This window comes from Intestinibacillus massiliensis (genome assembly GCF_900155735.1).
GTDB lineage: Bacteria > Bacillota > Clostridia > Oscillospirales > Butyricicoccaceae > Intestinibacillus > Intestinibacillus massiliensis.
The window spans coordinates 8,755-22,805 of record NZ_LT707058.1 but is presented as its reverse complement, the minus strand read 5'-3'; the positions used below and the strand labels follow the sequence as shown (position 1 = coordinate 22,805).

11 protein-coding genes and 1 pseudogene are annotated in these 14,051 nt (G+C 63.2%); 5 read left to right on the top strand and 7 right to left on the bottom strand.

Features of this window, described 5'->3' with window-relative positions; translation table 11 throughout:
• Positions 1–164 precede the first annotated feature (164 nt).
• Positions 165–1,730, bottom strand: coding sequence for a sensor histidine kinase (locus tag CZ203_RS07180; RefSeq protein ID WP_087065456.1), 1,566 nt, complete (start codon positions 1,728–1,730; stop codon positions 165–167).
• Positions 1,727–2,410 (bottom strand): response regulator transcription factor, encoded by a 684-nt coding sequence (locus CZ203_RS07175; protein ID WP_087065455.1) that lies wholly within the window; start codon positions 2,408–2,410, stop codon positions 1,727–1,729. Before CZ203_RS07175 ends, CZ203_RS07180 begins: the two co-directional genes overlap by 4 nt.
• 243 nt (positions 2,411–2,653) lie before the next feature.
• On the opposite strand from CZ203_RS07175, the gene CZ203_RS07170 reads away from it, so the two are divergent.
• A complete protein-coding gene (locus CZ203_RS07170) occupies positions 2,654–3,154 on the top strand; it encodes a DUF6530 family protein (protein WP_087065454.1) in 501 nt (166 codons plus the stop codon).
• A 74-nt stretch (positions 3,155–3,228) separates the two neighbouring features.
• On the opposite strand, the gene CZ203_RS07165 is transcribed toward CZ203_RS07170, so the two are convergent.
• Positions 3,229–4,119: a DMT family transporter gene (locus CZ203_RS07165; RefSeq protein WP_159456411.1), complete on the bottom strand. Its 891-nt coding sequence runs from the start codon at positions 4,117–4,119 to the stop codon at positions 3,229–3,231.
• A gap of 182 nt (positions 4,120–4,301) precedes the next feature.
• Here CZ203_RS07165 and CZ203_RS07160 point away from each other — a divergent pair, with 182 nt between their 5' ends.
• Positions 4,302–5,051 (top strand): N-acetyltransferase, encoded by a 750-nt coding sequence (locus CZ203_RS07160; protein WP_087065452.1) that lies wholly within the window; start codon positions 4,302–4,304, stop codon positions 5,049–5,051.
• A gap of 410 nt (positions 5,052–5,461) precedes the next feature.
• The gene (locus CZ203_RS07155; protein ID WP_087065451.1) at positions 5,462–6,838 is read left to right on the top strand and encodes a TrpB-like pyridoxal phosphate-dependent enzyme; all 1,377 of its coding nucleotides are present in this window, start codon (positions 5,462–5,464) and stop codon (positions 6,836–6,838) included.
• Between the two features lie 157 nt (positions 6,839–6,995).
• Here the strand turns inward: CZ203_RS07155 and iolG are convergent, their stop codons facing one another.
• The gene (iolG, locus tag CZ203_RS07150) at positions 6,996–8,021 is read right to left on the bottom strand and encodes an inositol 2-dehydrogenase (protein ID WP_087065450.1); all 1,026 of its coding nucleotides are present in this window, start codon (positions 8,019–8,021) and stop codon (positions 6,996–6,998) included.
• Positions 8,022–8,309: 288 nt separating this feature from the next.
• Between iolG and CZ203_RS07145 the strand changes: the two genes are divergently transcribed.
• Together CZ203_RS07145 and CZ203_RS07140 are read left to right on the top strand one after the other, a co-directional pair.
• On the top strand, positions 8,310–9,335 hold the full coding sequence (locus tag CZ203_RS07145; RefSeq protein WP_087065449.1) for a LacI family DNA-binding transcriptional regulator: 1,026 nt from the start codon (positions 8,310–8,312) through the stop codon (positions 9,333–9,335).
• Positions 9,336–9,417: 82 nt separating this feature from the next.
• Positions 9,418–10,992, top strand: coding sequence for an S-layer homology domain-containing protein (locus CZ203_RS07140; protein ID WP_087065448.1), 1,575 nt, complete (start codon positions 9,418–9,420; stop codon positions 10,990–10,992).
• Positions 10,993–11,052: 60 nt separating this feature from the next.
• Here CZ203_RS07140 and CZ203_RS07135 read toward each other — a convergent pair whose 3' ends face one another.
• From CZ203_RS07135 to CZ203_RS14670, 3 genes and pseudogenes are all read right to left on the bottom strand, one after another.
• On the bottom strand, positions 11,053–12,402 hold the full coding sequence (locus tag CZ203_RS07135; RefSeq protein WP_087065447.1) for a copper amine oxidase N-terminal domain-containing protein: 1,350 nt from the start codon (positions 12,400–12,402) through the stop codon (positions 11,053–11,055).
• 628 nt (positions 12,403–13,030) lie between these two features.
• Positions 13,031–13,768 (bottom strand): annotated as a pseudogene (locus CZ203_RS07130) (P-loop NTPase); the annotation flags it as partial.
• A 101-nt stretch (positions 13,769–13,869) separates the two neighbouring features.
• The coding region (locus CZ203_RS14670) for a hypothetical protein (RefSeq protein WP_159456410.1) at positions 13,870–14,051 on the bottom strand (182 nt) is incomplete at its 5' end.

The following is a 14,051-nucleotide window of genomic DNA, read 5'->3' as shown; positions in this document are numbered from 1 at the left end:
AAAGCATACCTGTCAATCCTTTCTTTGCGCGGGCGCAATGGCTTTGAAAATCGGGAGGGAGCCCCATGCCGGCGCTCTCAGAGCCGGCCGGCGGCCTGGCTGGCCCCGCCTGCCGGAGAATTGCATAAAAAAGCCCCGGGATAGCATCCCGGGGCTTTTCCTATTTATCCACACAAGGGGCTGTGCGCCTCGTCCGGCACGCGGAACCAGAACCGCACGCCGCCTTCGACATTTTCAGCGCCGCACGCGCCGCCGTGCGCGTCCGCAATCGCCCGGACGATCGACAGGCCGATGCCCGTGCCGCCCGATTCGCGCGAGCGCGCCTTGTCGGTGCGGTAGAATTTTTCGAAGATCATGGCCAGGTCGCCCTCCGCGATGTGTTCGCCCTCGTTCATGACGGCGAGCGTGACCGCGCCGTCCGGCTCCCGCTGCGCGGACAGTACGATTTTGCCGCCCTGCGGCGTGTAGCGGATCGCATTGGATACGAAATTGGTCACTACCTGCTCCATCATGCCGTAATCGGCATACATGGCCTCGTGCGTCTGCCCATACTCGATGGACTGCCCGCGCTCCCCGCGCAGCACGGCGGTCTTTTCGGCCATCGAGCGGCACAGCGCGTACAGGTCGACGTCCGTAGGCTCGGGTACCTCGCGCCCCAGCTCGAGCTTGGACAGGCTGAGTAGCTGCATCACCAGATGGTTCATGCGCTGTGCCTCGTCCACGATCGTATCGCAGTAAAACTCGCGGTCGGCCTCGTTGTCCGTCACGCCGACGCGCAAGCCCTCGGCGTAGCCCTGGATGAGGGCGATCGGGGTCTTGAGCTCATGCGACACGTTGACGATGAACTCCCGGCGCATCGCGTCGATGCGCTCCTTTTCGTCCACCTCGCGCGCCAGGCTCTCGTTGGTGTTTTGCAGCGCGGTAATCGCCTGCTCCAGGTGTTCGCTCAGGCGGTTGATGCTTTCGCCGAGCCGCCCGATCTCGTCGTCCGCCTTGCCCTTGTACTTTTTGGAAAAATCAAGCCCGGCCATGGCGGTGGCGATCTCCTCCATCCGGATGAGGGGGCGGGAGAACTGCCGGGAGATGAAATAAGCGAGCACGATGCAGACGCATAGCGTCAGCACGCCGGTGATGAGCAGGAACGTCAGGTTAAAGGACGAATTCTGCTCCATATAGGACATCGGCACGCGCGCGATCAGCATCTCCTTCCCATCCAGCAGCATACCCGCAAGGCACAGGAACCCGCCGCGGGGCCCCTGGCCGTCCGGCAGGACAGTGGCGTCCGCCGTTTCCGCGCGCGCCTGGCGGCTGTCCGGTACCGTAACGTAGGTGTAGCCCTGGGCGCGCATCTCGTTCAGGTTCTGCTCGGTCAGCGTCGCGCCCTCCAGCGGGAAATCATACAGCCGGATGGCATAGCTGCCGCCGATCCAGCTTGTGCGCGGGGGCTGTTCGCGGAAGATGGAATCGTATTTGATCCCGCCGGTGGGGGACAGGATGGACAGGCGCACGCCGGTGCTGTTTTCGAGCTGTTCCAGCTGGGCGGAGACCTCGTCCACCGTGCCGTCGTACTGGGCGTTTACGCTGCGGTAAATTTCCGCGAGCGCCCCGCGCCGTTCGTACAGGTAATAATCGTCGTAGAAAAAGACGTTTAAAACGGTCAGGATGCTGATAAACGCGAAAGCGATCGCCACGATGATGGCAAAAAACTTGATTTTAATCGAGTGTTTCATACCGCGGCCTCAAACCGGTAGCCGTAGCCGCGCACGGTTGCGATCATGCTGCCGCACGCGCCGAGCTTGGCGCGCAGCTTCTTGACGTGGGTGTCCACGGTGCGCAGGTCGCCAAAATAGTCGTAGCCCCACACCGCGTTCAGGATGCTTTCGCGCGAAAGGGCGATATTCTTATTGTTCTTGAAATAGATCAGCAGCTCGTATTCCTTAGGGGTCAGCTCGGCGGGCGCGCCGCTGACCAGCACCTCGCGCCGCATCTCATCGATCGTGAGCGCGCCGAAGGTACCGACCGTGCGCTCCTCCTTGCCGTGCCGCGACAGCAGCGTCTTGACGCGCGCGGCCAGCACCAGCGGCGAAAACGGCTTGGTTACATAATCGTCCGCGCCCTGCTCAAGGCCGAACACCTCGTCCACATCCTCCGCGCGCGCGGTCAGCATCATCACCGGCATATGGCCGCCCTCCTCGGTGCCCCGGATGTGGCGCAGCACGGTAAATCCGTCCGCCCCGGGCATCATGACGTCCAGGATCACCAGGTCAAAGCGGGCGCGCTGGTGGTCGATCAGTTCCATCGCCTGCGTGCCGTCCGCGGCCTCTACCACCGTGTGCCCGTCCCGTCTCAGAAAATCAATGACCAGGCGGCGGATGCGCGCCTCGTCGTCTGCCAGCAAAATCGTTCCCATCGTATCTCCTCCCTCTGGGCTCCGGCTGTCCCTTTGGGAACAGTGTACCACAGTTTTGTTATTTATGACAATCATACCCCTCCAATTTGTCGGTTTTGTGTCCGGACGTTGATGAATGTGTGGAGGGGCGCGCAGGGCGCGCTTTTTTTCGCGCCCACGGTTGACAGGGGCGGCGCGCCGTGTTATCCTTTAATCAGTAGTTTAGTAATTTAGTAAATACAAAAAGGGAAGGAGGGGGAACGGATGAGGATCCCCACGACGCTCAAGCACAAGCCCGTCATTGTGGCGGAGAATTACGAAAACATCGACGGCCGCAGCGCCTACCATTCCGAGGCAAAGGGGCTTTCGCTCGGCCTGGCGCAGTGGAACGACCGCGGCAAGGTCGATATTTCGGCCAAGGTCTGGCGCTACACGGGCGAAAAATGGTCGCGCCAGTCCGAGGAGCTGCCCATGCACCGCGTGGTAGACCTTGCGATCCTGCTGTGCCGCGCGAAGCAGTATTTCCGCGACGCGTACCGCTATCCCAAGCTGTACGACCCGGAACAGCCGCAGATCGGCCGCGTCGGCCTGCAGGGCGACGCAATGACGGTCGAGGTGTGCACGGATAACCCGATGATCGACGAGGATATCAAGCTGTTTTACGACGCGCTGGCGGAAAACGACGAATTCCTGTCCGAACGCCTGCGCGTGCTCGGCGCGCTGCTGCAGGAACTGGACTATGTGCCCCGGCGCCGCGAGGGCTGATATCCACAGGCTGTGGATATCCCCGGGGCGCCCGCGCAAACAAAAGAGGGACGGATAACCGTCCCTCTTTTCCGTTATATCCCGCGCATCTGGCGCTTTTTGTCGCTCAGCGTGCCGAATACCACGCCCGAGGCGATCAGCGCCGCGCCGAGCACCAGCCCCGGCCCCACCGGCTCGTGCAGGAACAGCACCCCGCCGAGCACGGAGGTGAGCGGCATCACCGGGTAAAACAGGCAGCACGACCCCGCCTCCAGCATGGAGAGCGCACGGTTCCAGCAGATATGCCCGAGCACCGTGCCGACCAGCCCCAGGAACAGCAGGCCGGACACGATCCCGGGCGACCATGCAACCGGCGGCGCGGTGGCGGCCGCGTGCACGACAAACGGCGACGCCATCCCCAGGCCGAGCGCAAGGCCGTACAGCGTGATGCGCAGGGGGTCGTATTTCTGCGTCATGCGGCGCATGAGCACGCTCATGATCGCCCAGGTCAGCATGGCGGTCACGGCGCACACGATGCCGAGCGGCCGGAACGCGCCGCCCGTGCCGCCGACGACGCAGTACACGCCCGCGAGCGACACCGCCACGCTGGCCGCCTTTGCCCAAGTCAGCCGCTCCTTCAGGATCAGCGCGGCGAACACCATGATAAAGACCGGGTTGATCGAATTGATCAGCGACGAAACCGAGGCGTTGGTCAGCTTCGTACCCAAAAACTGCGCGTTCATGGACACAAAATAGCCGGTAAACGCGATCAGAAGCATCCATTTATAGTCCGCCCTGTCCATTTTCCGGTGCGCCCGGCCGCGCAGCAGCAGCCAGAGCAGCGCAATCGCGATGGCGTACCGGATGCCGGTCACCAGCATGGGCGGCACGGCCGCCATCACGTATTTGCCGACCACGTAGGTCGCGCCCCAGCAAAACAGCGCCAGGAAGGCATAGAAATATCCGCTTGCCCCGCCCTTTTTCATGCAAAAATCCCCCCGGTATCGATCTCTATTGCCCAGTATAGCACCGCCCGGGGGCGCGTGCAAGGGGAAAGGCCGCCATTGCATCGGGACGCAAAACCCGGTATAATAGGCAGCAAGAAAGGGGTTCCCCCGCCACCGGGCAAAGGCGCGCGGGCAAAACCCGGATTGGGGTGAAGCGCGCCATGGAGGCCGATTTTATCAACTTGACCGCAGAAAACCTTGCCGGCGAGCACCTATGCTGCATCATCCGCAGCAAAAAGGCCCATCCGGGCGTGGAAGCGAAGCGCCAATGGCTCGCAGAACGGCTGCCGGAAGGGCATGTGTTCCGCAAGCTCAACGCAAAGGCCACGGTCTTTATCGAATATGCCCCCCTGGAAACCGCCTGGGTGCCCATCGTCGGCGACAACTATGATTACCTCTATTGCTTGTGGGTTTCCAGCGGCTGCAAGGGGAAGGGGTACGGCAAGGCGCTGCTGGAATACTGCCTGGCGGACGCCAGGGCGCGCGGGAAGTCCGGCGTCTGTATGCTTGGCGCCAAAAAGCAAAAGTCTTGGCTGTCCGACCAGACGTTTGCAAAGAAATACGGCTTCGAGGTTGTCGATACGGCCGGGGACGGTTACGAATTGCTCGCGCTTTCTTTTGACGGGACCGTGCCGGCGTTTGCGCCGAGCGCCAAAACCCAGGAAATTGAAAGCAAAATCCTGACCGTTTATTACAGCATGCAGTGCCCCTATGTCCATCGGGCGCTCGGACAGGTAAAAGGGTATTGCGAAGCAAACGGCGTCCCCGCCGCGTTCCACCCCGTGGATACGCTGGAAAAGGCCAAGGCGCTGCCCTGCGTCTTTAACAACTGGGGCGTGTTTTACAAGGGGAAGTTTGAGACCGTAAACCTTTTGGACGCCGCGGCCTTGCAGCGGCTGCTCAAAAAATAACCCGGCGCAGCACGCCCCGCCAGGCAGCGGCGCGCTGGTTTTCCCTTGACAAACCGCGGAAAGGCGCATATAATGGCTATAATTAAAGGTAAAACCGATGATGGAGAGTAGTAACCCGGATTTTCCCCCTTTTCAGAGAGCCGCGGCATGGTGGGAGCGCGGCGGGGTATGCCGCGGCAAATGGGCTCCGGAGGGCGCGGCGAACGGGCGGCAGCCCCAGTAGCCAAGACGGGGGACCCCGCCCGTTACCAGGGGGGCGCGCATTTCAGGATGCGCGGCAGAGCGGGCGTGCACAGGCGCGCCAATCCGGGTGGCACCGCAGAGGCTTACGGCTTTTGTCCCAGAACAGTTTTTATGTTTGGGACAGGAGCCTTTTTTTCTGTCCCGCCGACAAAAAGGAGAGATGACCTATGGCAAAGATCCCCCACCGCCTGTACCTGACCGAAGAGCAGATGCCGAAGCAGTGGTACAACCTGCGCGCCGACATGAAGGAGCAGCCCGACCCGCTGCTGAACCCCGGCACGCTGCAGCCCATCACCGAGCCGGAGCTTTACCCGATTTTCTGCGAGGCGCTCGCGCACCAGGAGCTGGACAGCACCGAGCGCTACGTCGACATCCCGGAAGAAGTCCAGGAGATGTACAAGGTATACCGCCCCTCGCCGCTGATCCGCGCCTACAACCTGGAAAAGGCGCTCGACACCCCGGCGAAGATTTACTATAAGTTCGAGGGCAACAACACCTCGGGCAGCCACAAGCTCAATTCCGCCATTGCGCAGGCCTACTATGCCAAGGCGCAGGGCGTCACCCGCCTGACGACCGAAACCGGCGCGGGGCAGTGGGGCACGGCGCTCTCCGAGGCCTGCTCCTATTTCGGCCTCGACCTCGACGTGTTCATGGTCAAGGTTTCCTACGAGCAGAAGCCCTTCCGCAAGGCGGTCATGCAGGTCTTTGACGCGAACGTCACCCCGTCGCCGTCCATGACGACCGAAATCGGCCGCAAGATCCTCGAGGAGAACCCCGGCACGGGCGGTTCGCTCGGCTGCGCGATCTCCGAGGCGGTCGAAAAGGCCACGACCTCGGAAAACTGCCGCTACGTGCTCGGCTCCGTCCTGAACCAGGTGCTGCTGCACCAGTCCATCATCGGCCTGGAGAGCAAGATCGCCATGGAGCAGCTCGGCGAGTACCCGGACGTCGTCATCGGCTGCGCCGGCGGCGGCTCCAACCTCGGCGGCCTGATCGCGCCGTTCATGCAGGATAAGCTGCTCGGGCGCGCAAACCCGCGCATCGTCGCGGTCGAGCCGGCCTCGTGCCCGTCCCTGACCCGCGGCCGCTACGCATACGACTTCTGCGACACCGGCAAGGTCACCCCGATGGCGCGCATGTACACGCTCGGCTCCGGCTTCATGCCCGCCCCGAACCACGCGGGCGGCCTGCGCTACCACGGCATGAGCCCGATCCTGTCCAAGCTGTACCACGACGGCTATATGGAGGCCGTCTCGGTCACACAGACCGACGTGTTCGACGCGGCCGTGCAGTTTGCCAAGAAGGAAACCATCCTGCCCGCGCCCGAGTCCGCGCACGCCATCCGCGCCGCGATCGACGAGGCGCTGCGCTGCAAGGAATCCGGCGAGGCCAAGACCATCCTCTTCGGCCTGACCGGCACCGGCTATTTCGATATGACCGCCTACAACGCCTACCTTGACGGCTCGATGAAAAACCACATCCCGGACGACGCGGAGCTGCAGCGCGGCTTCGACACGCTGCCGGACATCCCGCAGAACAAGTAAAATGAAAGACGGACGGCCCTTTGGCCGTCCGTCTTTTTATGCGTGCAGGGGAGGCGTATATGGCGCGGGCAAGTAACCCCGTAACATCCGCCAAACCCATCAAAAAGGGCGTATCCTAATAGGATACGCCCTTGTCTGGCAATGTAAGTGCTAAAAATTACTGGGGGACCTTGACCCAAGCGCCGCCGTTACGGCAGGACTCGGTCGCGGCAGCCGCCATCAGGACCGGGCGGAGGCCGTCGATCGCGCCGACGACGACCGGCTTGTCGTTCACGATGGAATCGACGAACGCCTTAACCTGCTCGATGAACGCGGTGTTGTAGCGCTCCAGGAAGAACCACAGCGGCTTCTCGGAGTGCGCGCCGTCCTTGGTGACGATGGTCGTGTTGTTGATCAGGTCGTTGCCGTCGGACGCCATGCCCTTGGAGCCAAAGGCCTCGACGCGCTGGTCGTAGCCATAGACCGCCTGGCGGGAGTTGTTGATGACCGCGATGCAGCCGTTCGCCATCTTCATGGTGACGACAGCGGTGTCGACGTCCGGGATGCCGGACTCTTCCTGCAGCTTCGGGTTGACGAGGCAGGAACCGACCGCGGAAACCTCCAGGGCCTCGGAACCGGTCACATAACGGACCATGTCGAAGTCATGGATCATCATATCATAGAAGATACCGCCGGAAACCGCAACATAGGAAGCCGGGGGCGGCTCCGGGTCACGGGAGGAAACGATAACGATATGCGGATCGCCGATCGTACCGTTCTTGACAGCGTCCGCAACCGCCTTGTGGTTGTGGTCGAAGCGGCGGTTAAAGCCGACCTGGAACTTGACGCCCTTTTCCTCGACAGCCTTCATGACCGCCTTGATCTTGTCGACGTCATAGTCGACCGGCTTCTCGCAGAATACGTGCTTGCCCGCGTTGACCGCAGCCAGGGAGATCAGGGAGTGGGTGTCGGTGGAGGAACAGACGAAAACGACGTCTACGTCCGGGTTGTTGACAACATCCATGAAGTCCGCGGAAACGTTGGTCAGGCCGCGCTGTGCGCACCACTCGCGTGCGCCGGACTTGTCGATCATGGGGTCAGCAACTGCGATGACCTCCACGCCGGGGACCGCGTTGATCAGATTGTCGATGTGCAGCTTGCCGATACGGCCGCAGCCGACGACGCCGATGCGAAGATTTGCCATTGGTATCGACTCCTTTTTTATACTTTTCTCATAATTTTTACGACCGCCTGGCGGCCGTTATCTCAATATCATCATTATAGAACTTCCCCAAATACAATACAAGCGTGTTTTTCAATTTTGTCCACATGACCAAAACACTGGAAAATCCTTTGTTAGGAGTGCCCAAAAATTCGGACGTTTTTTGTCAAACCTGACCGTGCAATGTGCATTTTCCAAAAGGCACGATTACCCATTGCGGGATGCCCCCATTTCTGGTAGGATATACGGGACAGGAAAGGGGGCGCGCGCATGGCAAAAATGACGGCGCAGCGCATCGCGGAAGCCTGCGGCGTTTCCCGCGGGACGGTCGACCGCGTGGTCAACGGCCGGGGCGGGGTCGCGCCCGAGGTGCGCGAGCGCATCCAGCGCATGGTGGACGAGACCGGCTACCGCACCCCGGCTATGAAACGGCAGGCCGGGGGGCGCGTGCGCATCGGCTTCGTCATCCCGCGCTGGGATATGAAATACTACACCGCGCGCATGCGGCAGGGGGTCAAGTCCGCCCTGCGGCGCATCGGCACGGGCGATTTCGAGGTGCTGATCGAGGAGATGCACGGCCGCTCCGTCCAGGAATACATGCAGTGCATCGCGCGTCTGCGCGCGCAGGGCGTGCACGGGCTGGTGCTGAACACGAGCGACGTGCTGCCCATGCAGGAGGAGATCGACCGCCTGGCCGCCGAAGGTATCCCGGTGGTCACCTGCAATTCCGACGTGCCCGGCAGCCGGCGGCTGTGCCATATCGGGCAGGACCTGCGCCGCAGCGGGCGCATCGCCGCCGGGCTGATGGCGCGCCTGGCCGGGCGCGGCGACATCCTGATCGTCACCGGCAACAGCGAGTTCACCGCCCACCGCGGCCGTGTGGACGGCTTCTGCGGCCGCCTGGCCGAATTGGGGGTCGAGCGCGGCCGCTGGCAGCTCATCGAATGCATCGAGCGCTACGACCTGACATATGACGGCGTGCTCGACGCGCTGCGCGCAAACCCGCGCCTGCGCGGCATCTATATGGCCAACGAGAGCGTGCACGGCTGTGTCGACGCGCTCGCCCGCGTCCGGCCGCCGTACCCGGTGCACGTGGTCTGCAACGACCTGACGCCTTGGGCGCGCGATTACCTGCTTGGCGGGCAGGTCGATTTTGTGATCGACCAGGATTTTGCCGGGCAGGGCGAGCGCGCCGTCCTCGTGCTGTACGACCTGTTCTGCCGGGGGCGCAAGCCGGCGCACGACGTCGTGTTCGTGCAGACGAGCGTCATCACCCGGGAGATGGCCGAGGGATGAAGGCGCCCCCAAAAACTTTTTTCCCAGGCCTGTTGTGTTTTAGGGTTTTATTTCGTCTAATAAATTAACGGAGGTGTTCCCCATGAAGAAAGAAATCTGCGCGGCGGCGCTGGCCGCGTGCCTGCTTGCCAGCCCCGCGCTCGCCGCGTCCGCGCCGTCGGACTGGGCAAAAAACGACCTGGAGCGCGCGGTGTCGTCCGGGCTGGTGCCGTCCGCCCTGGTAGGCGAGTGGCAGCGGCCGATCACCCGCGCCGAGTTCTGCGCGCTGGCGCAGCAGCTTGCAAAGTCCCAGAAAAACGGCTTCGCGCTGCCCAAGGAAAACCCCTTTACCGACACGGACGATGAAAACGTCCTGCGCCTGTCGGCGGCGGGCATCGTCAGCGGCAAGAGCGAGGGCATCTTCGCGCCAAACGACCCGCTGACCCGCCAGGAGGCCGCGACCATGCTGTACCGCATGACGAATACCTCGGTATTCCCGGCCTCCTACGCCGACCAGCGCGAGCAGTACGCCTTTGCCGACCTCGAGCAGATCAACCACTGGGCGGACGACGGCGTGGCCTTCTGCTACCGCACCGGCGTGATGTCGGGCGTGGGCGAAAACCGCTTCGACCCGGAGGGCGTGTACACGGTCGAGCAGGCGGTCATCACCGCGCTGCGGATGCAGGCCTACGCGGCTTCCCAGCAGCCCACCCCGCTCACGATGGAGGCCGCCGGCGTGCCGATGCTGTACGCCAACAACCCGGAGATCCTCGACCCGCGCAAGTTTGAAAAATACGGCATCTACACCGCCAAGACCACCATGCCCGTGGGCGAGCCGATCGATGCGGAATACTACCACTGGAGCTACATGGGCTCGTATCAGCCGATGATCCTGGGCGTCGCCGTGACGAACAACGGCAAGCGCACCGCGCAGGTGACCATCGACAAGCGCGGCGTTGGCCTGGGGCAGAACTCCATGGAGGTTTCCCGCGAATGCTATGAGCAGTTCTACGAAAGCGGGCCGCAGGAGGAGCCGGCCTCCATAAAGCCCGGCGAGACCAAGCTCGTCGTCAAGGACACCCTGCCGGGCGGCACGATGATCAACGCGCGCGTCCAGCTTACCGCCCAGTCCGACGGGCTGAGCATGAAGCTCGTCGCGCTCAAGCAGGAGGTCGCGAGCGAGTTCCTGGACGCGCTGCCGCGCGGCATCGACGACGGCGCGGGGCGCACCGCGGGGCGCTTCAACTTCTCCGAGCGCAACGTCCCGGTGGACGCGTCGGCCGTCCAGTACTTCACGCTGTGCGGCAACACGGCCGCGCTGTGGAAGCTCAACCCGGGCGAGTACCCGCAGGAGCGCAACGCCGACCCTCTCGCGGTCAAGGACACCGGCACCGCGCCGTTTACCTACTTCCTCAACGGCAACTTCGCCACGACGTATAACCTCAAATTTAAAAACGCCGCGGGCAAGACGCTTCTGATCCGCCCGAACGACCCGACCGTCGCGGACAAGCGCGCGCTTTACCTCATGTGGACGGAGGAGCGCGGCTGGTACAGCGCCGAGGCTTCGGTCAAAAAGCCGCATGAGATTGAGCTGACGGGCGACGACGAAGTGCGTTTCCTGCTGCTCGGCGGCAACTACGGCAACGTCGGCTTCCGCGTGATGGACACGCCGGAATAAACCATTCAAAAAGCCCCCCTGCCAATGGCAGGGGGGCTTTTTTCCCCTAAAACAGGGCGGTTACGGCACGATTTTGCCTTCCGGCGTGAGCACAAGCCCCTCGCCCGAAGGCGCATGGGTGATCTCGCCGGACAGCGTGGCCTCGTAGGCCGCCGCATGGATTGCGGCCGTCACGGCCGTATGCCCGTCCGCGCCCTGTTCCACACTGCACTCATACACGGCCTGCCCGTCCTCGACCTGGCGGGTCTCGCTCGTGGCGGACAGCACCTTTTCGCCCGATACCTGGAGCAGCAGCTTTGCGGACGTGCCGTCCTCCGTGCCGGACGCGGCCTGCAGCGCGTCGCCGAGCGGCAGGAACACGCCGTCGCCATACAGCTGCGCCTGCCCGTCAAATACCTTCCGCACCGCGGCTACGCCGTCCTCCGCCTGGGAGGACAGGCCGACGTTCTGCGCCAGCCCGGCGACATAGGCCACAAAGTCGTGGTTTGCCATGCCGCGCAGCATGGCGGCGTTCAGTCGGCCGTTCGACAAGAGGCCGAGCGCGCGGTCGAGCGACAGGCGCACCCACGCGCCCGCGGGGATGTTTTCACTGGTCAGCGCGGCGCTGCGCAGGTAGAAGGCGTCGGCCGAAAGATCGAGGATGCAGTTGAAGCTCACGTCCCGCATGGAGAGCAGGAGGTTTGCAAGGCCGCTGTCCACCGCGTCCCTGTCTGTCTCGAGCGCCGCGGAAAGCGCGGCGGTATCCGCCTGGAAGCGGACGTTCAGGCTGCCGCCGTCCGTGCCCCACAGCCCGTGGAAGGCGGCCTGTACCGGCACCTGGATCTCTCCGGCCGCGCCCTTCAGCGTCAGGCCGAGCGCAAGGCTGCCGTCGACCGACTGCGTGCCTTCGGGCACGGCAAAGGTGAGGTAGCGGTCCATGACGATAAACTTATCCGCGTAGCCTTCCTTGAGCTTGTCCACATCGACGACCAGGACGGTCTGCGCCCCCGCGTCCCAGCCGACGTTCGCGCCGAACGCCTGCGCGGCAAAGCGCACGGGCACCAGCGTGTTGCCGTTTGACAGGAAGGGGGCGGCGTCGGTCTGCAAGGTGCGGGTACGGCCGCCCTCCGTGACGCTGACCGCCGGGTTGCCGAGCACAAACTTGACCGAAACGCCGTCCCGTTCGGCGGACACGGCCGCGGTCGCCTCGTCCCAGCCGACCTGCGCGCCCATGGCTTCAAAGATCGCGCGGAACGGCACGTAAGTACGCCCGTCCTTTAAGACCGGCTCCCCGCCCTCGGCGAAGGCGACCGCCCGCCCGTCCAGCACGACGGAAACCGGCTTGTCCGCCGCAAGCACGGACGGCGCGGCGCACACGGCCAGGAGCGCCGCAAGCGCGGCGGCAATTGCGCGTTTCAAATAGCTTTTCATACTGTCCCTCTTTTCCGGTATACCGCTGCGCGGCGCCGGGCGCCTGCCCCCGCGCCGCCGTTTTGTTCCAGCGTACCATACCTATCCTTAAAAAACAATGCGGATTGTGTACATTGCGCCTAAAATCTTTGGTTTTTTGTTACAGACCTTTCACAAATTGTTCACAACTTTTGCAGCCCGATGGGCTATACTATAACCATCAGCTGAAGAGCTGATACAGTAAAAGGTATGTCGGTATCTTTTCATTTCTCTTTTACCCCCCTAAGTTTTACAAACCGCAAAAGGACGTCCCTCCCCCGGATGTCCTTTTGCACGTTCCGGGGACAATTTGCCGCCGGGACAAATTTTCTACCCTCTTACTACCGGAAAAGCCGCGGCCCTGCTTTGCAGGCCGCGGCTTTTCCATGCCCACAGGGCGACGATAAAAACCAGGGGGCGGGCGCCGTGCGGCGTCAGACCTCCGGGATGTGCTTTTTGACCGCTTCCGGGATCGGCATGCCCGCGCCGCAGCCCGCGCACTTGGCGCAATCGTGCATGCACTGCATGGGGTCGTTTTCGTCCATCTCGATCTCGACCTGGAGGATCGAGGGGTCGCCCTGCGCCTCTCCCGCGAGATACCTTGTAATCGCCGTGNGGCGAGCGCCGGGTCGAGCGGCAGCTTGGCCAGCACGGGCAGGCCGTACTGCGCGGCGGCCTCGTCCACATGGCTCTCGCCGAACACCTGGATGCGCTTGCCGCAGTCCGGGCACGCGAGATAGCTGTAGTTTTCAATGACGCCCAGGATCGGCACGTTCATCATCTGCGCCATCTTGACCGCCTTGCCGACAATCATGCCGACAAGGTCCTGCGGCGAGGTCAGCACCAGGATGCCGTCCACGGGCAGGGACTGGAAGACGGTCAGCGGCACATCGCCCGTGCCGGGGGGCATGTCGACGAACATATAGTCGACGTCCTGCCAGATCACGTCCTGCCAGAACTGCTGGACGGTCTGGGCGAGGATCGGCCCGCGGTAGATGACCGGGTCGTCCTCATTATCGAGCAGGAGGTTGATCGACACCACGTCGACCCCGCCCTCCGTGCGCGCGGGGATGATGCCGTTTTCGGCCGCGTGCAGCTTGCCGTGCAGGCCGAACGCCTTGGGGATGGACGGGCCGGTGATGTCCGCGTCCAGGATGGCGGCGTGCTTGCCGTGCCGCGTGAGCGCGACTGCGAGCATCGAGGTCGCCAGCGATTTGCCTACGCCGCCCTTGCCGGACACCACGCCGATCACGCGGCGGATGGTGGATTCCTCGTGCGGCGGCTTGAGGAAGCTCTTCGGATCGTTGCAATTCGAGGAGCAAGATTCACAGTTATGGGAACATCCCATGTTACACAACTCCCTTATGGATCAAAATTCAGCCGATACACGTAGTATACCGCAAAAACGGTAAAATAGCAATCCACCCGCGGCTTTTCACGCGGGCGCGCTCAGCGCTGCCCCAGGCGCTCCTTGAGCTCCTCCAGCGCGCGGCCGAACTTGCGGGAAGCCGCGCTCGGATGGGCGCGCACGAGCCACTTGCTGGTGCGGCGCATACGGCGCAGGCGGTCCTCGTAGGCCGCCGTGGCCGCGTCGGCCGCGTCCTGCAGACGGCGGCGGCGGTCTTCGGCGG

Excerpts from the sequence above, each read along its gene's own strand:
- CZ203_RS07145 (WP_087065449.1), top strand. The coding sequence starts at position 8,310 with ATGGCAAAAATGACGGCGCAGCGCATCGCGGAAGCCTGCGGCGTTTCC.
- CZ203_RS07160 (WP_087065452.1), top strand. The coding sequence starts at position 4,302 with ATGGAGGCCGATTTTATCAACTTGACCGCAGAAAACCTTGCCGGCGAG.
- CZ203_RS07175 (WP_087065455.1), bottom strand. The coding sequence starts at position 2,410 with ATGGGAACGATTTTGCTGGCAGACGACGAGGCGCGCATCCGCCGCCTG.
- CZ203_RS07140 (WP_087065448.1), top strand. The coding sequence starts at position 9,418 with ATGAAGAAAGAAATCTGCGCGGCGGCGCTGGCCGCGTGCCTGCTTGCC.
- CZ203_RS07135 (WP_087065447.1), bottom strand. The coding sequence starts at position 12,402 with ATGAAAAGCTATTTGAAACGCGCAATTGCCGCCGCGCTTGCGGCGCTC.
- CZ203_RS07180 (WP_087065456.1), bottom strand. The coding sequence starts at position 1,730 with ATGAAACACTCGATTAAAATCAAGTTTTTTGCCATCATCGTGGCGATC.
- iolG (WP_087065450.1), bottom strand. The coding sequence starts at position 8,021 with ATGGCAAATCTTCGCATCGGCGTCGTCGGCTGCGGCCGTATCGGCAAG.
- CZ203_RS07165 (WP_159456411.1), bottom strand. The coding sequence starts at position 4,119 with ATGAAAAAGGGCGGGGCAAGCGGATATTTCTATGCCTTCCTGGCGCTG.
- CZ203_RS07170 (WP_087065454.1), top strand. The coding sequence starts at position 2,654 with ATGAGGATCCCCACGACGCTCAAGCACAAGCCCGTCATTGTGGCGGAG.
- CZ203_RS07155 (WP_087065451.1), top strand. The coding sequence starts at position 5,462 with ATGGCAAAGATCCCCCACCGCCTGTACCTGACCGAAGAGCAGATGCCG.